General features: G+C 65.3%; 23 protein-coding genes and 1 pseudogene. 10 read left to right on the top strand and 14 right to left on the bottom strand.

Annotated elements, in window-relative coordinates:
• Positions 1-9: 9 nt before the first annotated feature.
• Positions 10-1,200: a serine hydrolase domain-containing protein gene (locus RAD04_RS24270; protein WP_461625790.1), complete on the bottom strand. Its 1,191-nt coding sequence runs from the start codon at positions 1,198-1,200 to the stop codon at positions 10-12.
• Between the two features lie 181 nt (positions 1,201-1,381).
• Here RAD04_RS24270 and RAD04_RS24265 point away from each other — a divergent pair, with 181 nt between their 5' ends.
• Positions 1,382-2,368, top strand: a complete 987-nt coding sequence (locus RAD04_RS24265; RefSeq protein ID WP_461625789.1) for a helix-turn-helix domain-containing protein — start codon at positions 1,382-1,384, stop codon at positions 2,366-2,368.
• A 6-nt stretch (positions 2,369-2,374) separates the two neighbouring features.
• On the opposite strand, the gene RAD04_RS24260 is transcribed toward RAD04_RS24265, so the two are convergent.
• The 4 genes and pseudogenes from RAD04_RS24260 to RAD04_RS24245 form a co-directional block, all read right to left on the bottom strand.
• Entirely contained in the window at positions 2,375-3,040 is a 666-nt protein-coding gene (locus tag RAD04_RS24260; protein WP_461625788.1) for a methionine ABC transporter permease, read from the bottom strand.
• Positions 3,030-4,181, bottom strand: a complete 1,152-nt coding sequence (locus RAD04_RS24255) for a methionine ABC transporter ATP-binding protein (protein WP_461625787.1) — start codon at positions 4,179-4,181, stop codon at positions 3,030-3,032. Before RAD04_RS24255 ends, RAD04_RS24260 begins: the two co-directional genes overlap by 11 nt.
• A gap of 237 nt (positions 4,182-4,418) precedes the next feature.
• Complete coding sequence (locus RAD04_RS24250; RefSeq protein WP_461625786.1) at positions 4,419-5,891, bottom strand: DASS family sodium-coupled anion symporter; 1,473 nt, start codon at positions 5,889-5,891, stop codon at positions 4,419-4,421.
• Positions 5,892-6,002: 111 nt separating this feature from the next.
• Positions 6,003-6,808: pseudogene (locus RAD04_RS24245) on the bottom strand (enoyl-CoA hydratase/isomerase family protein).
• Positions 6,809-6,930: 122 nt separating this feature from the next.
• Here RAD04_RS24245 and nthA point away from each other — a divergent pair.
• Genes nthA through RAD04_RS24230 form a run of 3 tightly spaced genes read left to right on the top strand, consistent with a single transcriptional unit; the run spans position 6,931 to position 8,599 of the window.
• Entirely contained in the window at positions 6,931-7,566 is a 636-nt protein-coding gene (nthA, locus tag RAD04_RS24240; RefSeq protein ID WP_461625785.1) for a nitrile hydratase subunit alpha, read from the top strand.
• Complete coding sequence (nthB, locus tag RAD04_RS24235) at positions 7,563-8,225, top strand: nitrile hydratase subunit beta (protein ID WP_461625784.1); 663 nt, start codon at positions 7,563-7,565, stop codon at positions 8,223-8,225. The genes nthA and nthB overlap by 4 nt, the downstream gene beginning before the upstream one ends.
• On the top strand, positions 8,222-8,599 hold the full coding sequence (locus RAD04_RS24230; RefSeq protein WP_461625783.1) for a nitrile hydratase accessory protein: 378 nt from the start codon (positions 8,222-8,224) through the stop codon (positions 8,597-8,599). The genes nthB and RAD04_RS24230 overlap by 4 nt, the downstream gene beginning before the upstream one ends.
• A 203-nt stretch (positions 8,600-8,802) precedes the next feature.
• Here the strand turns inward: RAD04_RS24230 and queC are convergent, their stop codons facing one another.
• The gene (queC, locus tag RAD04_RS24225; RefSeq protein ID WP_461625782.1) at positions 8,803-9,516 is read right to left on the bottom strand and encodes a 7-cyano-7-deazaguanine synthase QueC; all 714 of its coding nucleotides are present in this window, start codon (positions 9,514-9,516) and stop codon (positions 8,803-8,805) included.
• Positions 9,517-9,642: 126 nt separating this feature from the next.
• Here queC and mazG point away from each other — a divergent pair, with 126 nt between their 5' ends.
• The 3 genes from mazG to RAD04_RS24210 all read left to right on the top strand — a co-directional run bounded on the left by mazG (position 9,643) and on the right by RAD04_RS24210 (position 11,918).
• Entirely contained in the window at positions 9,643-10,461 is an 819-nt protein-coding gene (gene mazG / locus RAD04_RS24220) for a nucleoside triphosphate pyrophosphohydrolase (protein ID WP_461625781.1), read from the top strand.
• Complete coding sequence (locus RAD04_RS24215; protein ID WP_461625780.1) at positions 10,434-10,931, top strand: GNAT family N-acetyltransferase; 498 nt, start codon at positions 10,434-10,436, stop codon at positions 10,929-10,931. Before mazG ends, RAD04_RS24215 begins: the two co-directional genes overlap by 28 nt.
• A 162-nt stretch (positions 10,932-11,093) precedes the next feature.
• Positions 11,094-11,918, top strand: a complete 825-nt coding sequence (locus tag RAD04_RS24210; RefSeq protein ID WP_461625779.1) for a hypothetical protein — start codon at positions 11,094-11,096, stop codon at positions 11,916-11,918.
• Between the two features lie 42 nt (positions 11,919-11,960).
• On the opposite strand, the gene hflX is transcribed toward RAD04_RS24210, so the two are convergent.
• From hflX to RAD04_RS24190, 4 genes are all read right to left on the bottom strand, one after another.
• Complete coding sequence (hflX, locus tag RAD04_RS24205) at positions 11,961-13,340, bottom strand: GTPase HflX (protein ID WP_461625778.1); 1,380 nt, start codon at positions 13,338-13,340, stop codon at positions 11,961-11,963.
• Positions 13,341-13,351: 11 nt separating this feature from the next.
• The gene (gene hfq, locus RAD04_RS24200; protein ID WP_007591126.1) at positions 13,352-13,600 is read right to left on the bottom strand and encodes an RNA chaperone Hfq; all 249 of its coding nucleotides are present in this window, start codon (positions 13,598-13,600) and stop codon (positions 13,352-13,354) included.
• Between the two features lie 313 nt (positions 13,601-13,913).
• Positions 13,914-15,284 (bottom strand): nitrogen assimilation response regulator NtrX, encoded by a 1,371-nt coding sequence (gene ntrX, locus RAD04_RS24195; RefSeq protein WP_091956714.1) that lies wholly within the window; start codon positions 15,282-15,284, stop codon positions 13,914-13,916.
• 17 nt (positions 15,285-15,301) lie between these two features.
• Positions 15,302-17,698: a sensor histidine kinase gene (locus RAD04_RS24190; RefSeq protein ID WP_461625777.1), complete on the bottom strand. Its 2,397-nt coding sequence runs from the start codon at positions 17,696-17,698 to the stop codon at positions 15,302-15,304.
• A gap of 197 nt (positions 17,699-17,895) precedes the next feature.
• Here RAD04_RS24190 and RAD04_RS24185 point away from each other — a divergent pair, with 197 nt between their 5' ends.
• Entirely contained in the window at positions 17,896-18,042 is a 147-nt protein-coding gene (locus tag RAD04_RS24185) for a hypothetical protein (protein ID WP_162832222.1), read from the top strand.
• A 234-nt stretch (positions 18,043-18,276) separates the two neighbouring features.
• On the opposite strand, the gene ntrC is transcribed toward RAD04_RS24185, so the two are convergent.
• From ntrC to dusB, 3 genes are read right to left on the bottom strand one after another with little or no spacing between them, the layout of a single operon-like run.
• Positions 18,277-19,719 carry a nitrogen regulation protein NR(I) gene (gene ntrC, locus RAD04_RS24180; RefSeq protein WP_028144677.1) on the bottom strand — a complete coding sequence of 481 codons (1,443 nt, stop codon included), beginning with the start codon at positions 19,717-19,719 and terminating at the stop codon, positions 18,277-18,279.
• A 9-nt stretch (positions 19,720-19,728) separates the two neighbouring features.
• Entirely contained in the window at positions 19,729-20,898 is a 1,170-nt protein-coding gene (locus RAD04_RS24175) for a two-component system sensor histidine kinase NtrB (RefSeq protein ID WP_461625776.1), read from the bottom strand.
• Positions 20,895-21,896 carry a tRNA dihydrouridine synthase DusB gene (dusB, locus tag RAD04_RS24170; protein WP_461625945.1) on the bottom strand — a complete coding sequence of 334 codons (1,002 nt, stop codon included), beginning with the start codon at positions 21,894-21,896 and terminating at the stop codon, positions 20,895-20,897. Before dusB ends, RAD04_RS24175 begins: the two co-directional genes overlap by 4 nt.
• Positions 21,897-22,176: 280 nt before the next feature.
• Between dusB and RAD04_RS24165 the strand changes: the two genes are divergently transcribed.
• Together RAD04_RS24165 and RAD04_RS24160 are read left to right on the top strand one after the other, a co-directional pair.
• Positions 22,177-23,358 carry a bifunctional 2-C-methyl-D-erythritol 4-phosphate cytidylyltransferase/2-C-methyl-D-erythritol 2,4-cyclodiphosphate synthase gene (locus tag RAD04_RS24165; protein WP_461625775.1) on the top strand — a complete coding sequence of 394 codons (1,182 nt, stop codon included), beginning with the start codon at positions 22,177-22,179 and terminating at the stop codon, positions 23,356-23,358.
• Between the two features lie 3 nt (positions 23,359-23,361).
• Entirely contained in the window at positions 23,362-23,973 is a 612-nt protein-coding gene (locus RAD04_RS24160; RefSeq protein ID WP_461625774.1) for a CinA family protein, read from the top strand.
• A gap of 6 nt (positions 23,974-23,979) precedes the next feature.
• On the opposite strand, the gene RAD04_RS24155 is transcribed toward RAD04_RS24160, so the two are convergent.
• Positions 23,980-24,756 carry a mechanosensitive ion channel family protein gene (locus RAD04_RS24155; protein ID WP_092258263.1) on the bottom strand — a complete coding sequence of 259 codons (777 nt, stop codon included), beginning with the start codon at positions 24,754-24,756 and terminating at the stop codon, positions 23,980-23,982.
• Positions 24,757-25,000: the final 244 nt, after the last annotated feature.

Raw genomic sequence — 25,000 nt, 5'->3', positions numbered from 1 at the left:
GTCCAGAAATCAGGCGAGATGCGCGGTGATGGCGCTGAAGGCGGCGAACCAGCGCTGGTCGATCGGCACGTCCATCGCCTTGGGCTGTGTCGCGAGCTTCACGATGACGGTGTCCGAGCCGAGATCGACATAGAGGTGCTGGCCGTGAATGCCGATCGCGGTGAGCGCGTTGCGCGACGGATCGATCGTGAACCATTTGCTGCGGTAGCGCGCGCCCGGGAAGAACTCGGCGAGGTCGCCGTCGGCCCAGGCCTTGGGATCGCCGTTCTCGCGGATGTCATCGATCCACCAGCCCGGCACCACCTGCCGCCCCTCGACCACGCCGCGGCAGCGGATCATCTCGCCGAAACGGATGAGGTCACGCGCGGTGACGGAGATGCCGCCGGCGATGCGGCCCATGCCGTGGCTGTCGAGTGTGAGCGAACCGTCCTCCTCCGCGCCCAGGGGCTGCCAGAGATATTCGGAGAGGATGCGGTGATAGGGCATGCCGCAGGCACGCTCATAGACCCAGCCGAGCGCCTCGGTATTGGGCGAGACGTAGTGGAACACCTTGCCGTGCGGCTTGCCGGTGCCGCGCAATGTCGTGAGATAGGCGCGCTGGTGGCCAGGCTCGACGCCCGGCGGCGGCACGTCCCAGCCCGAGGAGAACCGATAGCGCGCAACGTCGCCGGCGGGGTCCTCGTAATCCTCCTCGAACTTGATGGCGACGGCCATGTCGAGCAGGTTGCGGACAGTGCAGCCGGCGTAGACCGACGTCTCTAGCTCCGGCACGTAGCGCACCACCCTCGCCTCGGGATCGAGCAGCCCTCTCTCGGCCATCACGCCGCCGAGCGTGCCGGCAATCGCCTTGCTGATCGAGCAGATCAGATGCGGCGTGGTCACGCTCATGCCGTCGCCGTACCATTCGTGGATCAGCGTGCCCCGATGCATGACGAGGAGCGTATCGGCAAAGGTCTCGCGGAGCGTGGCTTCGATCGTGGTCTCTTTGCCATCAGGCGCGGTGAAACCGAGTTTTGCCAGTTCGCGCGGCGCGCTTCGCATCAGCGTCGGCTGCGCCGAGCGGCGGATCTCTGCGGTCGGCAGCACTTCACGGGTGTGGGTAAAGCCCCAGCGGATCGCGGGAAAGCTGCGCCAATTGGCGCGCGTCACCTGCGCCTCGGGCGCGGGCGGGCTGCCGCGCATGATCTCGGTCGGTCGCATCTCGATCCCTCCGCAAAGCGCCGTCCCGGCTGCGATGTCGGAACGGCAGGACCGAAGCCTGCACCGCGGCACCCTCGGGCGTTATCGAGATCCGGCAATATTTTGCTGGACAGCGTCCGTAGCCGTGCCAGTCTGGCGTGGTTCTTGCTGGCTGTCGGGTGGTGAATTTCGACGTGTCGTCATGCCCTTAGGCGCAACTCTTCCGACTCTGGACTCGGCTGCCGGCCTGTTTCAGGCCAGCAGTACCGATGTCGACGAGCATTGCGCTTCGCTCGGTCGCTGGCGGCTCAGCTACGATCAGATCAGCGCCGGAGCCTTCAGGGGCAGCTTCACCCAACTCTCCCTGCCCCGGCTCGACGTCTTCCGCGAGATCACCAGCCAGCAAGTCCGCCAATACGGCCAGTTGGGGGCCGACAGCTTCGGCATCGGCCTGCCCTGGCACGGTGACGGCGAAGTCAATTGCAACGGCACCAGCGTTGCAGGTGCCCAGGTCATCGCCTGCATCGACGCCGAGGTCGATATGTGCACGCCGAAATCATTCGAACTGCGCGGTGTTGTCGCCAGCGCGGCGCTGATCGAGGAGCTTGCGGCCCGGCTCGATATCGAACTGCCACGCGCGGTCTGGCACCAGTTGCGGGTGATCGAGATGGCGCAGGCACCGGTCGCGCGATTGCGCGCTCACCTTGCCGCGATCCACGAGACCATCACGACCGCCCCGGAAACGTTCAACGATCCGGCGGCGCGGCAAGCGCTGGAAGACGCCCTCCTCGTCGAGATCATGGACATGCTGCCGACCGCACGCCCCAGCGATCCCGGCCGCAGCGCCGCGGCGCGCAAGCGCACCGTCGATCGTGCGCGGGCGCTGATGCATGGCAGCGGCGATCGCTCGCTCTCGCTGCTGGAGGTCTGCAAGGCGGTCGGCGCCAGCCCGCGCAAGCTCGGCTATTGCTTCCAGGAGGTTTTGGGAACGAGCCCGATGCACTACTGGCGCGCGATGCGGTTGAACCGCGTGCGGCGGGATCTGAAACGCGCCGGCGGCACCGATGCCCCGGTCTACGACGTCGCCGTGCAGCACGGCTTCTGGCACTTCAGCCAGTTCTCGCTCGACTACAAGCGCCACTTCTCCGAACTGCCCTCGCAGACCCTGCGCCGCGCCAGGTGTACCTGATCCGGCTCAGTGATGCCGCAGCCGGCGATTGACCCGACGCGCCAGATAATCGCCGGCGCTCTGGACGAGCTGCACCAGCGCAATCAGCACGACGACAACGGCCAGCATCATCTCCGGCATGAAGCGCTGATAGCCGTAGCGGATGCCGAGATCACCCAAGCCACCGCCGCCGACCGCGCCGACCATCGCGGAGTAGCCGAGCAGACTGACCACGGCGAGCGTCAGTGCCAGCAGAAGTCCCGGCAGCGCCTCGGGGATCAGCACCTTGAACACGATCTGAAGCGGTGAGGCGCCGAACGAGGACGCGGTCTCGATCAGGCCGCCGTCGACCTCGCGGATGGCAGCTTCGACTAGACGCGCGATGAAGGGCGCCGACGCGATCGTCAGCGGCACGATCGCCGCGGTCGATCCGATCGAGGTGCCGGCAACGATGCGCGTGAACGGGATGATGGCAACGACGAGGATAATGAAGGGTGTCGACCGCGTCGCATTGACGACGATGCCGAGGACGCGATTGACGATGGGAGCTGCGAACAGCTCCCCCTTTCGGCTGGTCGCGAGGAAGACGCCGAGCGGAAGGCCGAAGGCGGTGCCGAGCAGCGCCGCGATGCCGACCATGTACAGGCTCTCGAAGGTGGCCTGGATGATCAGATTGATGAGTTCAGGCGACATAGCCGAGATGCTCCGCCGGGAATTGATGTTGAGCGAGAAAGGCGAGCGTGCGCGCCACTGCATCCTCGCCGCCAGAAATACCGAGTGGAATGCCGAGAACGAGCGAGCCGACATGCTGGCCACCGATCTCGTCGATGCGCGCCGCCAGCAGCGACACGTCGAGGCCGAGCTCGCGGGCGAGCCGCGCGACAAGGGTGTCGCCGACCCCCGCCCCGCGCACCTGGAGGCGGATCACGGCCTGCCCACCGGCAGACGGCTCCGCCACGATCCGGCTCGCCAGCGAGACGGGCAAGCTGTCGCCGGTCACCTCGGCCAGGAAGGATTGCGTGATCGGATGCTTGGGGTGGGTGAAGATATCCGCGACATGGCCGCTTTCGACCACATGGCCGGCGTCGAGCACCACGACGTCCCGGGCGAGCTGGCGCACCACGGACATTTCGTGGGTGATCAATACGATGGTCACTCCGAGCTCGCGGTTGATGTTCGCGAGCAGATCGAGGATTGCCCGCGTCGTCTGCGGATCGAGCGCGGAGGTCGCCTCGTCCGACAGCAGCACGCTCGGCCGCGTCGCCAGCGCCCGGGCGATGCCGACGCGCTGCTTCTGGCCGCCGGAGAGCTCCGACGGATAGCGGTCATGCTTGTCGGCGATGCCGACGAGTGCAAGCAGCTCGGTGACGCGGGCCTTGATATCGGCCTTGGCCCAGCCGGCGATCTCGAGTGGCAGCGCGATGTTGTCGGCCGCCGTGCGCGACGACAGCAGGTTGAAATGCTGGAAGATCATTCCGATCGAGCGCTGCGCCAGCCTGAGTTCGCGGCCCGCCAGCGCCGAGATATCGCGGCCGTCCACGATCACCCGGCCCGTGGTCGGCTTCTCCAGCCCGTTGATGAGCCGGACCAGGCTCGACTTGCCGGCGCCGGAGCGGCCGATCACGCCCGTGATGGAACCGCGCGGTATCGCGAAGTCGATGTTTTGCAGCGCGTTGACGCCGGGCTTGCCGCGATAGGCCGGATAGGTTTTCGCGATGCCGGCGAAACGGACCATCGCGTCCGGCTCAGCTGCGGCAGGTGAAATCGCTTCACACCTCTCGATCGGCTGTCCGACCGCGAGCGATTGGTGGGCATTCATGGAAGCGGCCTTCATGCACAATAGTTCGCTTGCCCGCCGCCCCTGGGGCGCACGGGAACCGGGTCGCATTCGAGCGACAGGGGTGAAACTGCGGTGAGGGTTCGGGTGAAACACGCTGCAACGCAGCACGCACCATCGCCCTTTCAGGTCGGTCTTGCAATGTCAGATATTTGGAAGGAGTTGGACGAAGTTTTCCCACCCTGCCCGGAGAAGAATATTCCTTCGCCGGGGCTATCAGCGCCCCACCCGGGCTCATCCCATCTGCAACCATGGCAGCACGATCAGCAGGAGCCCGGCGAAATAGAGAAGCCCAAAGAGCAGGCCAAAACCCCAGAACTGGCCCTTTCCGATATAGCCGCTGCCGAAGTACATCGGCGCCGGCCCTGTCGCGTAAGGCGATATCACGCCCATCAGGCCGAGCGAGTACATGCAGAGCATGGCGAGCGTCGTGACCGGCAGGCCGGGGATGCCCGATCCCACCGCGAGCACGACCGGCAGCACGGCGGCGGCATGCGAGGTGATGCTCGAGAAGAAATAGTGGATCCAGAAGAACAGCGCGACCAGCAGCAGCATCGCGGTCGACGGCGACAGCCCGGCGAGCGGTTTTGCGTATTCGGTCGCGAACCATTTGATGAAGCCGATCTCGTTGAGGCCCGAGGCCAGCGTCAACAACGAGGTGAAATAGAAGAACACCTCCCAGGCGCTCTTCTCGCTGACAATGTCGGCAAACTCGATCACGCCGGTGACCAGCATCAGGGAGATCACGATGAACACTACGGTGGTGGCATTGACGAAGTTCGAGCCGAGCACGGGAACGTGGATGTCCGGGCTGGAGCCCGCGATCCACAGGAACATCGCGAGCACGATGAGGCCGAGCATGATCCACTCGTTGCGCGACATCGGGCCCATCCCGGCGAGTTCCTTCGCCGCCCATTCGGTGATTTCCGGGCTGCGCTTCACCTCGGGACGGCAGACCAAATAGCTGAGCAGCGGCACGAGGACCATCAGCAGGATGCCCAGCGGCGCGAAGCCGAGAAACCACTGGCCCCAGCTGACCTCGACCCCGGCGGTCTTCTTGGCGATCGCCAGTGCCGCCGCGTTGGGTGCGAGCGCCGTGAAGAACAGCGAGCTCGTGACGGCGGTCGCGGCAAAGGCCGTCCACATCACATAGGTGCCGATCCTGCCGGCGGTCGGCCCCGGCTCGGATCCATAGATGCGTGGGATGTTGCTGATGATGGGATAGACGATGCCGCCGCTGCGCGCGGTGTTCGACGGCGTTGCCGGCGCGAGCAGGAAGTCCGACATCGCCACGGCATAGCCAAGGCCGAGCGTGTTGCGGCCAAGGCGCTGCACCAGCACCAATGCAATGCGCCGGCCAAGCTGGCTCTTGCGATAGCCGATCGAGAACACGAAGGCGCCGACGATCAGCCACACCGTGCTCTCCGCAAAGCCCGCCAGCATCCAGCGCAGCGACTTGCCGGGATCAGGATCGATATAGCCGGCAACGCCCGCGACCGTGAGGCCGATGAAGCCGACCGCGCCGACCGGCATCGATTCCAGGATGAGCCCGGTGATGACGGCCGCGAACACGGCGAAATAGTGCCACTGATTGACGTTGAGCCCTGCAGGCACCGGCCACAGATAGATCACCAGCCACACCGCGAGCGGCGCGACCAGTTTCCAGCGAAAGCCTTTCGCCTCCAGCGCTTGCGAGCTAGCAGTCATGGGCCCTCCCCCTCGATCGTCGTCGCCTGTGCGGCCCGTGGGCGAGCCTGCTCTTGTCCCTGCGCCGCGTATACGAACTGCCGGTTGTGCGATCAATGGCCTGGCATAGATCTATCGCCCCTTGAAGCGCGGCTTGCGGCGGCCCAGGAACGCCTCGACGCCCTCCTTCTGATCCTCGCTGAGGCTGGCGAGCGCGAACTGATCGACGTCCATGTGGCTCGCGAGATCGTCCAGCGCATGCGCGAGCCGGTTGACGGTGAGTTTCGTCATCGCGACCGAGAGCGGCGGCTGCGCGGCGACCTTGCGCGCAAGATCCATGGCGGCATCGAAGGCATGGCCGGGATCGACCACCTGCTCCACCAGGCGCCATTCATGGGCCTCATCCGCTGAGATGCGCTCATCAGCCAGGATCACCGCCTGCTTGGTGCGGGCCGGCCCCATCAAATGCAGCATGCGCGGGATGCTCTGCCAGCTCATGTTCATGCCGAGCCCGATTTCGGGCACGCGCAGATGCGCATCGCGGCCCATGATGCGGAAGTCGAGCGCGACGGCCAGCGCCACGCCGCCGCCGACACAAAAACCCTCGATCGCCGCGATCGTGATCTGCTCCATCTCGTGCCAGGCGTGCGTCAGACGCGGCCCGAGCTTGAGGTGGCGCCGCAGCGTGCCGAGGTCCATCTCCTTGCGCGAGCGCCCCTCGGCGTCCTTGAGATGAAGCCGGCGCTGAATGCGCCCGAGCTGCCGGTCAATACGACCACCGACGTCGCGGCATCGTCCTCGAAACTGCGCGCCGCCGCGGTCAGCTGCCGCAATGCCTCGGGTGACAGGGCATTGATGCCGTCGCCCCGATCGAAACGCACCACCGCAATCCGCCCCTCGGGCCCGAGGCCCCTTTCGATCTTCACGTAGTCCGTCACCAACGTCTCCCCATCTGCTTTGCGGCGATGCTAGCCTACACCCGGCCTCACGAATATGGGACCCGGTTGCGCCGCTGCGCATACTCGACAGGCCCAGGCCATTGCGCTTAGTCTTCGCCGCCATGAGCCATGATCACGACCATCACCACCACCACGATCACGACCATTCCGAGCTGTCGGAGACCGAGCTGCGCGTGCGCGCGCTCGAGACGATCCTGACCGAAAAAGGCTATGTCGAGCCCGCCGCGCTCGACGCCATCATCCAGGCCTATGAGACCAAGATCGGCCCGCACAACGGCGCACGCGTCGTCGCCAAGGCCTGGACCGATCCGGCATTCAAAAAGGCGCTGCTGGAGGACGGCTCCAAGGCGATCGGCACGCTCGGCCATGTCAGCCCCGTCGGCGACCATCTCGTCGTGGTCGAGAACACACCCGCGCGCCACAACATGGTCGTGTGCACGCTGTGCTCCTGCTACCCCTGGGAAATGCTGGGGCTGCCGCCGGTCTGGTACAAGGCGGCGCCCTATCGCTCGCGCGCCGTGAAGGATCCGCGCGGCGTGCTTGCCGATTTCGACGTCACCCTGCCGAAGGACATCGAGATCCGGGTGTGGGATTCCACGGCCGAGACGCGCTTCCTGGTGCTGCCAATGCGGCCCGAAGGCACCGAGGGCTGGAGCGAGGAGCAGCTCGCCGAGCTCGTCACGCGCGATTCCATGATCGGCACCGGATTCCCGCGAAAGCCCGGAGCGCCGTCATGAACGGCGTCCACGACATGGGCGGCATGGACGGCTTCGGCAAGGTCGAGCCGGAGCCGAACGAGCCTGTCTTCCACGAGGAGTGGGAGTCCCGCGTGCTGGCGATGGTGCGAGCGATGGGCGCGGCCGGCGCCTTCAACATCGACACCTCGCGCTTCTATCGCGAGATGATCCCGCCGCACGTGTATCTGTCGAGCTCCTACTACAAGAAATGGTTTCTCGGGCTCGAGGAGATGCTGATCGAGAAAGGCTACCTCACCCGGGAGGAGGTCGCCGCCGGCCATGCGATGCAGCCTGCAAAGGCGCTCAAGAATGGCAAGCTGAAGCGCGACGATGTCGAGCGCACCATGGTGCGCGGCAAGTTCGCCCGCCCTGCTCCGGCCCCGGCAAAATTCAACATCGGCGATCGTGTGCGTGCGAAGAACATTCATCCGGCCACGCACACGCGGCTGCCGCGCTATGTGCGCGGCCATGTCGGCGTGGTCGAATTGAACCACGGCTGCCACGTGTTTCCGGATTCAGCGGCGATGGAGCTCGGCGAAAATCCGCGGTGGCTTTACACCGTGGTGTTCGAAGGCCGCGACCTCTGGGGCGAGGACGGCGATCCCACCCTGAAGGTCTCGATCGACGCGTTCGAGCCGTATCTGGACCCGGCGTCATGAGCGGCACCGCTGCTGCCGCAGCCACCGCGGCCATACCCAGCATTCCCCGCGATGACGACGGCCCTGTGTTCCGCGCGCCCTGGGAGGCGCATGCGTTTGCGATGGCATTGACGCTGCACGAACGCGGCGCATTCACCTGGCCGGAATGGGCCGCCGCCTTGGCCTCGGAGATCAAGCGTGCCCAGGCCGCCGGCGATCCTGATACGGGCGAGACCTACTATCTGCACTGGCTCGCCACGCTGGAAGGTCTGGTTGCGCGCAAGGGTGTCGCCTCGACGGAAACCCTGCACCGCTACCGCGACGCCTGGGACCACGCGGCCGATCGCACCCCGCACGGCAAGCCGATTGAGCTCAGGCCGGAGGATTTTGGTTAGGTCCGCTCACGCCACAAACTCGTTGTTGTGGAGCGGCTCGCTCTCGTGTCCCGGACAAGGTGCAAACGCGCAAGCGTTGCGGCGCAGAGCCGGGACCCAGAAGGCGACACGATAGGTTACGGATGCATGGGCCCCGGCTCTGCAGCGTACCGCTGAAGAAGCGCTGCGCTGCGTCCGGGGCACGAGAGCGGTGCAGCCAGCCATCACCGCCCCGCCACAAACTCCCGCCACCCCTTCGCCCGCAGGCTGCACGCTGGGCATTCCCCGCACCCATAACCCCACTCATGCTGCGCGCCGCGTTCGCCGAGATAGCAGGTGTGGGAATGCTCGCGGATCAGATCGACCAGCCCCTCGCCGCCGCGATCCTGCGCGAGCTGCCAAGTCGCGGCCTTGTCGATCCACATCAAGGGCGTATGCAGCTCGAATTGTCTTGCCATCCCCAGCGAAAGCGCGGCCTGCATGGCGCGGATGGTGTCGTCGCGGCAATCGGGATAGCCGGAATAGTCGGTCTCGCACATGCCGCCGACGATGTGGGTGATGCCGCGCCGGTAGGCCAGCGCCGCCGCAAAAGTCAGGAACACCAGGTTGCGGCCGGGCACGAACGTATTCGGCAGGCCGTCGGCGCCCATCGCGATCGCGACATCGCGAGTCAGCGCGGTCTCGGACATTTCGGCCAGTGTCGGGATCGAGAGCGTGTGGCTCTCGCCGAGTTTTGCGGCCCAATCCGTGCGCAGGCCCTTGATGCCGGCGAACAGCCGCTCACGGCAGTCAAGTTCAACCGCATGACGCTGGCCGTAGTCGAACCCCAGCGTCTCCACGCGCGCAAAGCGGCTGAGCGCCCAGGCGAGGCAGGTGGTGGAATCCTGGCCGCCGGAAAACAGCACCAGCGCGGTTTGTGATGAAAATGCGTCGCTCATGGTCCGCGCTTTAGCACTGCAGACGCGGCCCGCCAATCAGTGGAAATCGGCCTGTTCCGCCCCGCCGCGCTGGGAACGGCGGGCCGCTTTTGGCATAAGGTTTTGGAGCCAGGAGAGCGCCCCGCAATGACCCCTTCCCGCGACATTTCCCGCCTGATCGAGATCATGGCGGCGCTGCGCACGCCGGTGACCGGCTGCCCCTGGGACCTCGAGCAGGATTTTGCGACCATCGCGCCCTACACGATCGAGGAGGCCTATGAGGTGGTCGAGGCCATCAGCCGCGGCGATCTCGACGATCTCAGAGAGGAGCTCGGCGACCTCCTGCTCCAGGTGGTCTTCCACGCCCAGATGGCTTCGGAGCAGAACGCCTTTGCCTTCGGGGATGTCGTCGAGGCCATCACGCGAAAGATGATCCGGCGTCATCCCCACGTCTTCGCCGACAAGGACGGCAATCTCGCCTCCTCCCACGTCAAGGAAGTCTGGGACCGCATCAAGGCCGAAGAGAAAGCCGAACGCGCCGCGCGCCGTCCGCCGGAGCAGGTGCCGACGCACAAATCGCTGCTGTCAGGCGTCAAGGCCGGCCAGCCCGCGCTGACGCGCGCCATGGAGCTGCAGCGCAAGGCCTCCACCGTCGGCTTCGACTGGAACGACCCGCGCGCGGTGCTGCAAAAGATCCGCGAGGAGGCCGACGAGATCGAGGCCGCGCTCGACCGCAACGACAAGCAGGAGATTGCGGAAGAGACCGGTGACCTGATGTTCGCCCTCGTCAACCTCGCCCGCCACGTCGATGCCGATCCGGAGGCCGCATTGCGTGCGACCAACGCAAAGTTCGAGCGGCGCTTTGCCTATATCGAGCGGGCATTGGAAGCGCAGGGCCGCACGCTGGAGCAGGCGTCGCTGGCGGAGATGGACTCGCTGTGGAATGCGGCGAAGACCGCCACCTGAAAGGCAACGACGTGGATATCAGGCAGGACGATCCGAAGGCGCCGCATGTCGCCGACTTGTTGGCGCATCACCTCGAAGAACTCCGCAGCGTCATGGGCGAGCACGCGCAGGCACTGGACGCGAGCGGCCTTTCGGCTCCGACCGTGACGTTCTGGACGGCTTGGCAAGACGGCGTGCTGGCTGGCTTCGGGGCCCTGAAGCAGCTCGACGAGACGCATGGCGAGGTGAAGTCGATGCGCGCTGCGCCCGGTGCGCAGCGGACCGGGGCCGGACGCACGATTCTGAACCACATCATTGCCGAAGGCCGCAAGCGCGGATATGCGCGTCTCAGCCTGGAAACCGGCACGGCGCCGCTGCACGTGCCGGCCGTCGCGCTCTACCGCAGCGCCGGCTTCGTATCCTGCGCGCCGTTTGCCGACTATCAGGCAAGCCCGCACAACCAGTTCATGAGCCTTGATCTGTCCAGGTGAGGCCCCAGCTTGCAGGCGGGAAGTTCGTGAGGAGTTCAGCGCGACAACAGATAGTCGGCGTCCAGGAAACCACCTTAGAATGCGCTGGATTTAAGGTGCAATCCCGCGCATATTGCATGTCCGCAGCCTGCCTTCCGTTTTCGATTTCCACAAGACCAGCGCATGAAATCGGCCTCCATCTTGCGGGCGATTGCGATCGTCGCCGCACAATGTCTCACCGCGGGCATACTACTTGCGCCTCCCCCGCAAACGGCGTTCGCGCAAGGCGCGGATGAAGAGTTGCTCCAATCGTTTTACAGCAATCCGCGGCCTGAACGATTGAACGGGTTTCTCGAGAGATATGCGGCGGCTGCCCCTGATTGGACCGCATTTCCACCTGCGGTCGGTTTTTATGCGGTCGTCTTTCGCAAATATCCGGATTGGATCGAGCGTTTGCTACCTCCGCGCCTCAACGCCAGAAGCGCGGATGCGATCGACGCCGCACTCAAACTCGCAGGTAATGAGAGCGCCCGGCAGAAATTGAAGCCCCGCCTCGACGAAGCGGGGCATGATCCAAAGTTGCAGGCCGAGTTCGCCAATCTGCCTTCGCAGCTGACCGACATCCGCATTGCGCGCCCGACTCACCTCGACATCCTCTGGGGCGCATTCTTTGCCAGCGGTGACGAGCGGTACGTCCGAATGATCATCGACCTCCTGGCGCAAACGGCCAATCGTTCCGAGCTCATCGCGCTTGACGTTGCGAAGATCACGGTTGCGATGTCGGGCGGGCCGCGGGAAATCTATGGACAGGTAAAACCAAAATACGGCGACGCGCTCGGTTATGAAATGATCGTGGCTGCGACCGCCGGTTGGGCCCTCGGCGCCAATGCTCGGCGCCATGAAAAAGTGGCTGGTGCCATGGACACATACATGTCGGAGCACGCGGGCACGCCTGCCTCGAAGCTGTTGTCCGTGCTTCGGCCAAAGGCCGGCGCAGCGAAACGGTAGTTGACGGAAATCGTCGAGGCCGGGCGCATCGCGCTCTTGGGATCAAGCCACGCGCGGCACGGCATCAAACCTGTTCACCACGATATCCCGCTTGGTCTCGTCCACCCGCACGGTCATGTCGAAGCGGCCATCGTGCAGCTCTTTCGCCAGCACCTCGGCATTGCGGTGCAGCCAGCTGATGCCGGCGCCGTCGGCGGCGTCGATCGAGAGATCGAGCGTCGTGCGTTTGGCCGCTAGCCGCTCCTCGATCGCGGCGAGCAATGCGTCGACGCCCTCGCCTGACACGGCGGAGACCAGCATCGCGGGATGATCCTCCGGCCGGCGTGCGGCGATGTTCAGGAGCTCTTCGCGCTGCTCGGAATCGTAGCGGTCGATCTTGTTCCAGACCTCGATGATGCGGCCGGAATCATCGGGGTTGATGCCGAGCTGGCGCAGCACGGCGTCGACGTCGCTCTGCTGGGCCTCGGCATCTTCATGGGATATGTCGCGCACATGCAGGATGACGTCGGCTTCGAGCACCTCCTCCAGCGTGGCGCGGAAGGCGGCGACGAGCTGGGTCGGCAGGTTGGAGATGAAGCCGACGGTGTCCGACAGCATCGCCTTGCCGCCATGCGGCAGGTTGAGGGCGCGCAAGGTCGGGTCGAGCGTGGCGAACAGCATGTCGGCCGCCTGCACGTCGGCGCGCGTCAGGCGGTTGAACAGCGTCGACTTGCCGGCATTGGTGTAGCCGACCAGCGCCACGACACGATACGGCACGCGCTGGCGGCCGGCACGATGCAGCCGCCGGGTCGCCTGCACCTTCTTCAGCTCGCCCTCGAGTTTGGAGATGCGCTCCTGGATCAGGCGTCGGTCCGCTTCGATCTGCGTCTCGCCGGGACCGCCCATGAAGCCAAAGCCGCCGCGCTGGCGCTCCAGATGGGTCCATGATCGCACCAGGCGCGAGCGCTGGTAGTTGAGATGCGCGAGCTCGACCTGGAGCGAGCCTTCCTTGGTCTTGGCGCGGCGGCCGAAGATTTCCAGGATCAGCCCGGTGCGGTCGAGCACCTTGGCGTGCAGCTCCTTCTCGAGATTGCGCTGCTGGATCGGCGCCAGCGCGCAGTCCATCACCACGAGCTCGACGTCGAGGCTCTTGGCCAGCGCGGCGATCTCCTCGACCTTGCCCTTGCCGATATAGGTCGCGGGACGGATCTGGCTGATCGGCGCGATGATCGCGTCGGCAATGACGAGATCGATCGCACGCGCGAGGCCGGCGGCTTCATCGAGCCGGGCCTCGGCGTTGCGCTGGATATGAGTCTCCGATTGCGCGTCGGCACCGCCTGCGCGCACCCGCAAATAGGGGCCGATGACAAGCACCCGCCCCGTCTGCTTAGCCCCTGCCGACCGTGGACGGTCGGCATCCCCGTCGAAATTCCGGGGTTCCAATCAGATCACTCTCAAGCCGGCTGATCCTCGCCGCCTTCGAACAACTGGATCGGCGCACCCGGCATGATGGTCGAGATCGCATGCTTGTAGACGAGCTGCGAATGACCGTCGCGCCGAAGCAGTAAACAGAAATTGTCGAACCAGGTCACGATGCCCTGGAGCTTCACTCCGTTGACCAGAAAGATCGTCAGTGGCGTCTTGGTTTTGCGAACGTGATTAAGGAAGGTGTCCTGTAGGTTTTGTGCGCGGTCTGCCGCCATTGTTTTTTTCTCGCTTTGAGTTTCTTTTTATTGCGCCGGTTGCGGCCCTCTTTGTGAAGGTCGGAGCCTCTCCCGGTTGCCGTTCCTCATGAGATCCCCCTCGGAAGGAACAGCTGTGCAATTAGAGGACAGGTGGACCTATTAGGCAAGCCGCTTCACGCGGCAGCGGGCGCCGTATTGCCCCGAAAAACTACGGAAATCGATGAATTTCCTCGTTTTCTTCCAAGGTGTCGCCGCAACGTCGCGGCGTTAGAATCCTGTTTTGACGGCGTTTTCCCAGTGCGATCCGGTACCCGCTTCGCACGAACACGCGCTAGCCGACACCGAGCGCTTTCAACTTTCGATGCAGCGCCGACCGTTCCATGCCAACGAACTCGGCTGTGCGAGAAATATTTCCTGAAAAACGGCTGATCTGTGCAATCAAATAGTCGCGCTCGAACACTTCGCGCGCCTCACGCAACGGCAGGCCCATGATGTGCTCGCCATTGTTGCTGGTCGGCATCGCCGGCACCATGGAGCCGACGTCCTGCGGCAACATGTCGGCCGTGATGATGACCTCCGGTCCACCGGCGGCGAGAATCATGACTCTTTCAACGTTGTTGCGGAGCTGGCGCACATTGCCTGGCCAGACATGCGATTGCAGCACCGCCATCGCGTCCTGCCCGATCTGCCGCTTGGGCAGGCCGCTGCCGGCCGAGATCTGCTCCATGAAATAGTCGATCAATTCCGGGATGTCCTCGCGCCGCTCGGAGAGCGCAGGCACGCGGATCGGCACCACCGAGAGCCGATGATAGAGGTCCTCGCGGAAATGGCCGGCCGCGATCTCTTCTTCGAGATTGCGCGCGGTCGAGGAGATGATGCGCACATCGACCTGCACCTTGGCGGTGCCGCCGACGCGCTGGAACGACTGTTCCACCAGCACGCGCAGGATCTTGTTCTGGGTCTCGCGCGGCATGTCCGCGATCTCGTCGATGAACAGCGTGCCGCCATGGGCTTCTTCGAGCGCGCCGGGCTTGCGCGCCTGTTCGCCGTTGGACTGCTCGACGCCGAACAGCTCGTGCTCCATGCGGTCGGGCGTGATCGCGGCCGCGTTGATGACGACGAAGGGACCATCGGCGCGGCCCGAGGCCGTATGCAGCGTGCGCGCCGTCAATTCCTTGCCGGCGCCGGCGGGACCGACGATCAGGATGCGGCTGTTGGCCTTGGCCGCGCGCTCGATGGTCTGGCGCAACTGGTTCATGCTCGGCGAGCGGCCGACGAGCTGGCTTGCGCTCGGCGCCAGCTGCTTCAGCTCCTTGACCTCGCGCTTGAGCCGCGAGTTCTCCAGCGCCCTGGTCGCGACCAGGATCAGCCGGTCGGCCTTGAACGGCTTCTCGATGAAGTCGTAGGCGCCGCGCTTGATCGCGGCCACCGCGGTCTCGATGTTACCGTGGCCGGAGATCATCACGACCGGCAGGTCGGCATTGTCCTTCTTGACCTGCTCCAGCAGCTGCAAGCCGTCGAGCTTGGAGCCCTGCAGCCAGATGTCGAGGAACACCAGATGCGGCCGCCGGTTGGCGATTTCAGCCAGTGCAGAGTCGCTGTCGCGCGCAGTCCGCGTGACAAAACCCTCGTCCTCGAGAATGCCTGCGACGAGATCCCGAATATCGGCCTCATCATCGACAATCAGAATTTCACTTGCCATGGGTCGCGCCTGTCTTGTCAGCTGCCTGTTGAGGCTTCGATTTTCGTTGAATCATTGGTCTTTTCAGCGGCCTCTTTGGTTTCGGCCGCCAGCTCTTTTGTTTCCTGCGCCGGGTCCTTGACAGGAGCGCCGGCCTGCTCGCCAGTTGCTTCCTTGACCGCGGCTGCCGGGGCCTGCTCGGCTCCCTCGGACTTCGCGGGTTGCCCGGAGATCGCAAAGCGCATCCGCATCCAGGCACCGCGCTGGCCCTCGCGGAAGTCGGAAGCATCTTTCAGCTCGATGCGCCCGCCATGGTCTTCCAGCACGCGGCCGACGATCGCAAGGCCAAGGCCGGTGCCCTTGGCGCGCGTCGTGACATAGGGCTCGAGCAGCCGCGAGCGCGCGACCTTGGGCAGGCCGATACCGTTGTCGATGACGTCGATCAGCACGTCCTCGCCCTGACGCGACACCACGACGTCGATATGACCTTTGCCGAGCTCCTCAGGCGGGACCTGCTCGATCGCTTCGGTGGCGTTCTTGACGATATTGGTGACCGCCTGCGAGATCAGCCGCCGGTCGAACTGGGCGCGGAGCGGATCCTCTTTGAATTCGGCCTCGATATCGATCTCCGGATGGGCGACCTTCATCAGGAACACGGCCTGCCGCACGGTGTCGGCGACGTCCTCGCCCTCCATCACCGGTTTCGGCATCCGTGCAAAGCGCGAGAACTCGTCGACCATGCGCCTGATGTCGTCGACCTGGCGCACGATGGTGTCGGTGCACTGCTCGAAGATCTGCTTGTCCTTGGCCTCTGTGATGCCTTTGCCGAACTTGCGGCGAATGCGCTCGGCCGAAAGCTGGATCGGCGTCAGCGGGTTCTTGATCTCGTGCGCGATGCGGCGCGCCACGTCGCCCCAGGCCGAGGTGCGCTGCGCCGAGACCAGCTCGGTGATGTCGTCGAGCGTGATGATGTAGCTGTCGTGCGGTTGGTTCTTCTCGGCGCTGACGCGGACCGAGAGATTGCGCTCGCTGCCGTCGCGGGTGATCGTGATCTGGCCCTGCACCAGACGCTGGCTCCCTTCCCGCGCCGCCTTCATCATCTCGTCGAGCTCGGGCAGCACGTCGGAGAGCGGATGGCCGAGCGTCTCCGCCTCGGAGTGCCCGATCAGCTTCTCGGCCGAGCGGTTCAAAATGCCGACGCTGCCGGAAGCATCGACGCCGATGATGCCGGCGCTTGCGGAGGACAGCACCGCTTCGATGAAGCGACGGCGGCTGTCGATCAGGTCGCTGGCGTTGACGAGCTCATCACGCTGGCTGCGCAATTCCTGCGTCATCTTGTTGAAGGTCTCACCTAGCTGGGCGAGATCGCCTTCCGACTGGTGCACCGGCACCTGGACATGGAGGTCGCCGGTCGAGACCGTGTGGGCTGCGTTCATCAGCCGCCGGATCGGCGAGACCAGTGAGTTGGCGAAGTTCAGGCCGATCAGCACCGAAGCCATCAGGATGGTCAGCGCGATCACGGCGAACATCAGCGCAAAGGCAACCTGGATGCCGAGCCGGCGCGACTCGATCTGGGCGTATTCGGCGACGCTGACCTCGGTCTGCTTGAGCTGATTGACGACATTCGGATCAAGGGGACGGGCGACATAGAGGAAGGTGTCGCTGAAGGCGCGCAGCCGGATCACGGCGGCCACGAAGCTCGCATCGGGAAGGACCGCGATCTCGGGCTCGGACTCGTTGACGTTGCTGAGGAAGTCGGACGCGGGCGGCGAATAGGCGAGCCGCATGCCAGTGTCGGCGGATTCCAGGATGTTGGTGTTCTTGTCGATGATCATCGCGCCCGGCAGGTTGCGGGAACTGGCGCTGGCGCTCAGCATCTCCCGGAACGAGCGGCGATCCTGGTCGTAGAGCGGCCGGGCATGCGCGATGTCGTTGGCCATGCCGAGAATGTCGCCGCGGATCAGCTGCGCGTGGTCCTGCATATAGGCCCGCGCGATCGTCAGCGAATTCTGGATCACCTCCTTGGTCGGGCCGGAGAACAGCCGGTCGAGGCCGCGTTCGATGGTGACGTTGGCGACGACGGCGACCAGCACCGCCGGCAGCACCGCCACGATCGAGAACAGGCTGACGATCTGGACATGGAGGCGCGCCGCCGCCCTGCCCCGCCGCCGCGCCAGGATCAGCTGCCAGAGCTCGCGGATGATGATCCCGACCAGTAGCAGGATCGTGGCCGCGTTGATCAGGTAGATCGAGCGGACCACCGCCGGCGTCGGCTCGATCGTGGTCAGGCCGGTCAGAACCAGGAAGGTCAGGAAGGCCGAGAGCAGCGCCAGCGCCACGGCAAAGGGCGCCAGCCAGCGCCGCGCCGACCAACGCCGGGGCTCTTCCGCTGGTGTCGTGTCAAAGTGTGCGGCCGAGGTGTCTGCGCTGGTCATTCCGGCAATGGTGGTGCTGAAAACGGGTCCGCGAGGGGCGGATACTGATGTATTCGTACCACATTGTTGCCGAATTACGACAATTCCGCGGCGCCCTCGCCGCGACGGAGCGGCGCATCCACAGGTGGATCAGGGCCGATGTCGTGGACCGACCTCGCCTACGGGAACGGTTTCCCACCGTTACGGCTTGACCCGGCATGGATAGGTTCTTCCTCGCGATCATGGTTTCTGCCGTTCTGCTGCTGATCGTGGCGTCCGATCTGCTGGTCAACGGTCCTGGTCTGCAGGAGCCGACGACAGACGTCGCGCGTCTGGTGCCGTCGACCGAGCGCCTGTTCAGGTGATGGATTGCCGTCGCGGGCGGCTGAATGCCTCACCCTTGTGTGACCGCGGAACATGTGTGACCGCGGAACATTTCGGCCCCATTCCGACTTCTGCTCACCGCGTCAGCCAAAACGGCAGCGCGATCCGGACAGGCTCAGCTCCGCTTTGGTAGGGGGAGCTGAGCCACCTCCGCGCAAACGCGCTTCAGCGTTTGTCGCGTCGCGTAAACGCGTCTAGCGTTTGTCGCGAGGGAACTAGCCCCCGCTCCGATAGACCTGGATATCGAGATCCCGGATCTTCTTACGCAGCGTGTTGCGGTTGAGGCCGAGCAGGTCTGCGGCGCGGATCTGGTTGCCGCGGGTGGCCGCGAGCGCGGCCGTGAGCAGCGGCACCTCGATCTCCTTGAGGATGCGGTGATAGAGGCCGGGCGGCGGCACGCCGTTGGGAAAGCCCTGGAAGTGCGAGGACAGATATGCCTCCACGGCGCCGCCGAGATTGTCGACGCCCTGCTGGACCGCGGCACCCGGGCTGACCGAGGGCGGCGCAAGCTCGCCATCGATGACGGAAGCCGTGATCACGTCCTGCGGATAGAGCGCGGCGAGGCGGCGTGCGAGGTTTTCCAGCTCGCGCACGTTGCCGGGCCAGCGGTGCTGCTTCAGCCGCTCCAGCGCCAGCACGTCGAGCTTCTTGGGCGGCAGGCCGTCCTTCTCGGCCAGCGCGAAGAAGTGACGGATGAGATCGGGCAAATCCTCGATGCGCTCGCGGAGCGGCGGCAGCCGCAGCGGCACGACGTTGAGGCGGAAGAACAAATCTTCCCGGAACAGGCCCTGCTGGATCAGGACGCGCAGATCCTTGTTGGAGGCCGCGACGATGCGCACGTCGGTCTTGATCGGGGTGCGGCCGCCGACGGTGGTGTATTCGCCCTGCTGCAGCACGCGCAGCAGACGGGTCTGCGCCTCCATCGGCATGTCGCCGATTTCGTCGAGGAACAGCGTGCCGCCCTCGGCCTGCTCGAACCGGCCGGAGGCACGGGTGTTGGCACCGGTGAAGGCGCCGCGCTCATGGCCGAACAGTTCGGATTCGATGAGGTCGCGCGGGATCGCCGCCATGTTGACCGCGACGAACGGGCCGTTGCGGCGCTTGCCGTAATCGTGCAGCGCGCGCGCCACCAGCTCCTTGCCGGTGCCGGACTCGCCCGTGATCATCACCGTGAGATCGGTCTGCATCAGCCGCGCCAGCACGCGATAGATTTCCTGCATCGCCGGCGAGCGGCCGACCAGCGGGATCGCCTCCATCTCGGCGTCCTCGTCCGGCGTCGAGACCCGTTCCTTCGGCTCGGCCAGCGCGCGGCCGACGATGGCAATCAGCTCCTTGAGGTCGAACGGCTTCGGCAGATATTCGTACGCCCCGCGCTCGGAGGCGCGGATCGCCGTCATGAAGGTGTTTTGCGCGCTCATGACGATGACGGGCAGATTCGGCCGCATCTTCTTGATCCGCGGCAAGAGGTCGAAGGCGTTTTCGTCCGGCATCACCACGTCGGTGATGACCAGATCGCCCTCCCCCTGGCTGACCCAGCGCCACAGCGTTGCGGCATTGCCGGTCAGCCGCACTTCGTAGCCGGCGCGGGACAGTGCCTGATTGAGAACGGTGCGGATGGCGGTATCGTCATCGGCTACGAGAATGCTACCTGCGGGCATCGTTAATCCTCATTTCGCCCCCTGTGACGCAGGCGACGGCTTCCCGGCAGAGTCGGCGCGACTGCTTTGATCGGCATGTTTCACCGATGTGGAATACATCGGCATCAGCACGCGGAAGGTGGTCTTGCGCGGCTGAGATTCGCATTCGATGATGCCCCCGTGATCGCCGACGATCTTGGCGACCAGCGCCAGGCCGAGCCCTGAGCCGGTCTGCTTGGTGGTCACGAAGGGATCGAACAGGTTGGGCAGAAGATCGTCCGGCACGCCTGGTCCGTTGTCCTTCACGCAGAATTCGAGCGGCAAGGATACCCGGGATTTTTGACCGGGGACTGACAGGCGTACGCCGGGGCGGAACGCGGTGGTGAGCTGTATCTCGGCGTCGGGGATGTCGATCAGGGCTTCTGCGGCGTTCTTCACGAGATTGAGGAACACCTGGATCAGCTGGTCTTGGTTCGCCAGCACCGGCGGCAGCGAGGGATCGTAGTCCTCGATGAAGCGGATGTTGCGGGCAAAGCCGGACTGCGCCAGCCGCTTGACGTGGTCGAGCACCGAATGGATGTTGACGGGGCCGCGCAACACGGGGCGCTCGTCGCCGAACACCTCCATGCGGTCGACCAGCGTCACGATACGGTCGGCCTCGTCGCAGATCAGGCGCGTCAGCATGCGGTCCTCGGACGAGGCCTGCTGCTCGAGAAGCTGCGCCGCGCCGCGGATGCCGGAGAGCGGATTTTTGATCTCGTGCGCCAGCATCGCGGCCAGCGCGATGACCGAGCGCGCCGCACTGCGATGGGTGAGCTGACGGTCCATCTTGTCGGCGATGGAGCGCTCCTGGAGCATCACCACGATATGGCCGGGCCGCTCCGTCAGCGGCGCGACATGGAGATCGACCTGCCGGTCGCCGCCCATGCGCGGCGTGCCCAGATCGACCTTGTATTCGTTGACCGGCGAATTCGACGAGCGCACCTGGTCGATCAACGCCAGCAATGGGCTGCCGAACGGCACCAGCTCTTTCAGCGACTGCCGCTTCAGGAACTGGGTCGAGATGTCGAAGAAGGCCTCGGTCGCGATATTGGCGGCGACGATCTTGCCGTCCGGCCCGATCATGAGAACGGGATTGGGCAAGGCATCCAGGATCGCGTCGCTGTCGGCGGGCCGGCGATGTTCAGCGGCTGAGCTCATGCAGCAGCGCTCCATCCGAAATCGTCGAAGGCATCCTGGAGGGACTGGTGGACGAGGCGCGGATCCTCCGAGGTCAGGATCTTCTGGCGCCAAGATTTCAGCTTCTCGACCGGAGCGCCGCTCGCAGCCGCGGCGACGTCGAGCGCCCAGCCGAGATGTTTTCGGGCGTGCTTGAGGCCTACGCGCAAACCGTAAAGCACGCAGACGCCTTCATAAAGCGTGCGGACGTAATGCAGCTGGGTGGCGAGCGACGGGATGGCCTCAGCCGCCCCGCCCTTCAGGCGACGGCCGATCTGACCGGGCAGCCAGGGCTGGCCCTGCGCACCGCGGCCGATCATCACGGCATCGGCGCCGGAGGCCTCGAGCGCCGCAAGCGCCTTCTCGTAAGTCGTGATGTCGCCGTTGACGACGAGCGGAAGGCAGGTGGCTTCGCGCACGGCGCGGATTGCATCCCAATCGGCCTCGCCCTTGTAGAACTGGCTGCGGGTGCGGCCGTGGACCGTGACGAGCTTGACGCCGGCGGCTTCCGCGCGCCGCGCCAATTCCGGCGCGTTGCGGCTGCGGTCGTCCCAGCCAAGCCGCATCTTCAGCGTCACCGGCACCTTCACCGCCGCGATGGTGGCATCGATCAGGCTGACGGCATGGTCGAGGTCGCGCATCAAGGCCGAGCCTGACTGGCCGCCGGTGACGTGGCGGGCCGGACAGCCCATGTTGATGTCGATGATATCGGCGCCTTCGGCTTCCGCGATCCGGGCGCCCTCCGCCATCCAATGCGCCTCGCAGCCAGCGAGCTGGACCACGTGCGGACCAATGCCGGTGGCTTCGCAACGCAACCGGGACATCCGGTGACCGCTCGCAAGCTCATCGCTGGCAGTCATTTCGGACACGACGAGACCCGCGCCAAGCTCGGCGGCCAACCGGCGGACGGGCGAGTCAGTCACCCCTGACATCGGTGCCAGGAAGACCGGGGTGGCGACATCAATATCGCCTATTTTCAACGGCTTAGAGCCGGATACTGCCGAACCGGTCACAGGGGTCTCGTCGACTGGGCAGGGCCTCATCGCGCCTGCCATGACCTATCTTGCGCACAATTCTTGTGCAGTCAAGCGTCATGCCTACAGTTTAGACAGTTCTGCAAATCTTTCAAGTGCAGTGCAGCAAAATGCTGTTTCCAACAATCCGGGGAAACCCCCTTTTTTTGCGGGCCTGCCGTGCTAGAGGCATGCGGCAATCACCCCACTCCCCGACTCTTCATCACCAACTGAGTATTCGAGCCCTATGGCGAAATCACAGCGCACCGCAGTCGTCCTCGTCGCAGCCGGGCGTGGACTGCGTGCAGGCGCCGGCGGGCCGAAGCAATATCGCGAGATCGGCGGCGTGCCGGTGATCTATCGCGCCCTGGAAGCCTTCAGCCGCCACGCCGACGTGTTTGCGGTGCAGCCGGTGGTGAATCCCGATGACAGCGCCATGTTCACGGCCGCGGTCGCGGGGCTCAAGCATGAGCCGCCGACCAATGGCGGTGCGACCCGGCAGGCCTCGGTGCTCGCCGGCCTCGAGGCGCTGGTCAAGCACGAGCCCGACATCGTGCTGATCCACGACGCCGCCCGCCCCTTCGTCTCGGAAGGATTGATCTCGCGCGCGATCGAGGCGGCGAGCCGCACCGGCGCTGCGATCCCCGCTGTTCCCGTCACCGACACCATCAAGCTCACCGGCGATGGCGGCAATGTCGAGGGCACGCCGGACCGTGCGCGCCTGCGAATCGCGCAGACGCCGCAATCCTTTCGTTTCGACGTCATCCTCGAAGCGCATCGTCGCGCCGCAAAGGACGGCCGCAGCGATTTCACCGACGATGCCGCGATTGCCGAATGGGCGGGATTGACGGTTGCAACCTTTGAAGGCGATGTTGCCAACATGAAGCTCACCACTCCCGAGGATTTCGTGCGCGAGGAAGCGCGCCTGGCTGCCCAGCTCGGCGATATCAGGACCGGCACCGGCTACGACGTGCACGCCTTCGGTGAGGGCGACCATCTCATGCTCTGCGGCGTGCGCGTGCCGCACACCAAGGGCTTTCTCGCCCATTCCGACGGCGATGTCGGCCTGCATGCGCTGGTGGACGCCATCCTCGGCGCGCTCGCCGACGGCGACATCGGCTCGCACTTTCCGCCGAGCGATGCGAAGTGGAAGGGCGCCTCCTCCGACCAGTTCCTGAAATACGCCATCGAGCGCGTCACCCAGCGCGGCGGCCGCGTCGCCAATCTCGAGGTGACCATGATCTGCGAGCGGCCAAAGATCGGCCCGCTGCGCGACACCATGCGTGCGCGCATCGCCGAGATCTCCGGCGTCGACATCTCGCGCGTCGCGGTGAAGGCGACCACCAGCGAGCGGCTCGGCTTCACCGGCCGTGAGGAAGGCATCGCGGCGACCGCGAGCGCCACCGTCCGTCTTCCCTGGAGCGTCTAGGCCATGGGCGGCAGCGACGCACGCGCCCTCTCCCGCTCGCTGCTCGACCTGTGCCGGATGCGCAAGCTGACGATCGCGACGGCTGAATCCTGCACCGGCGGCCTCGTCGCCGGCGCGCTGACCGATATCCCCGGCTCCTCCGACGTGATCGATCGCGGCTTCGTCACCTATTCCAACGACGCCAAGCGCGCCATGCTCGGCGTCGAGGCGAGCACGCTCACCAATTTCGGTGCCGTCAGCAAGGAGACTGCGACCGCGATGGCGGTCGGCGCGTTGGAGCGCGCCGACGTCGATCTCGCCGTCGCCATTACCGGCATCGCCGGCCCCGGCGGCGCGACGCCCGGCAAGCCGGTCGGCCTCGTGCATTTCGCCGCCGCCGCGCGCGACGGCCGTATCATCCACCGCGAGCACCGTTTTGGCGCGATCGGCCGTAGCGCCGTGCGCGCGCGCTCGGTGGTCGAGGCGCTGCGCATGCTGATGGATCTCGCCCGCGGCCCGCAAGTAGCCGCCAAGCCGAAACGCGCCGCCGCAGTAACCCGCCTGCGCCCGCGCGTCACCCGCTCACCGCGCCGGCATGTGGCCAAACGACGGACGCCGCGGTCGCCGCGGGGGTGAAGTGCCTCAGGCCGCCGCCAGCAGCGCGCTCGCATGGTCGAGCACCCGCTGCCTGACCGCATCGGCATCCGACGGATTCACCCTTGCGCTGACCGTCAATTCCACGACGGGCGCCGCGGGATCGGCGGCGATCACCTTCGACACATTGACCGACGGCGCGCCACCCTTGGCGATGCGGGGATCGTCGCGCAGCTGTTTCAGGATCTGGTCTGCCAGCGCGTTGGCCGATCCAGCCCTGACCGGAAACGCGACCTTGACCTCGCCCGTGCCGGGATAGGCGCTACGGTTGATGATGGCCGCACCCCACACCTGCCCGTTGGGCAACAGGATCTGCGTGTTGTCGGGCGCGACCAGCTCGGTCATGAACAGTGACAGCGACTTCACTTTGCCCGCCTTGCCGGCGACCTCGACGTCGTTACCGATGTGAAACGGCCGGAACAACAGCAGCATCACGCCGGCGGCGAGATTGGAGAGCGTGCCCTGAAGTGCCAGACCAATGGCGAGCGAGGTCGCGCCCAGCACGGCGACGAGGCTCGCGGTCTGAATACCGAACAGCTGAAGCACGGCGATGCCGACCACCGCCAGCACGCCGTAGCGCGCGAGGCTGCCCACGAACAATGTCACGAGCGGGTCGACGCGATGCGTGACGCTCAACAGGCGCGTGACGAACCGCTGCATGGCGCCCGACAGGTACCAGCCGATCGCGAGCAGCAGGATCGCGTAAATCGCGTTCAAGCCATACAGGACGAGCGAGGCTTTCAACGTGTCGAAATTGATGGTCATGGCGGCTCCAACCCGGACAATCCGTTGCAAACTCACTGCGGCGCGAATTGATCCCGAAGGGAACACGGGTCCCGTAGGGCGGATGAGCGAAGCGTAATCCACCGCGTCTCTCTCCCCGGTGTCTGGCACGGCGGCCTTTGGCTAATCCGCCCTACGTCCACGATCCCTTGTGTTGCCCGACGCGCAAAACACGCTAGCCGTGGGGCAATACGCCCAGACAGAAATATTCGCCTTTACAGAATTT

The organism is Bradyrhizobium sp. 25ACV (assembly GCF_054863005.1).
The sequence above is the reverse complement of the archived record's forward strand: the minus strand, read 5'-3'. Positions and strand labels throughout refer to the sequence as shown.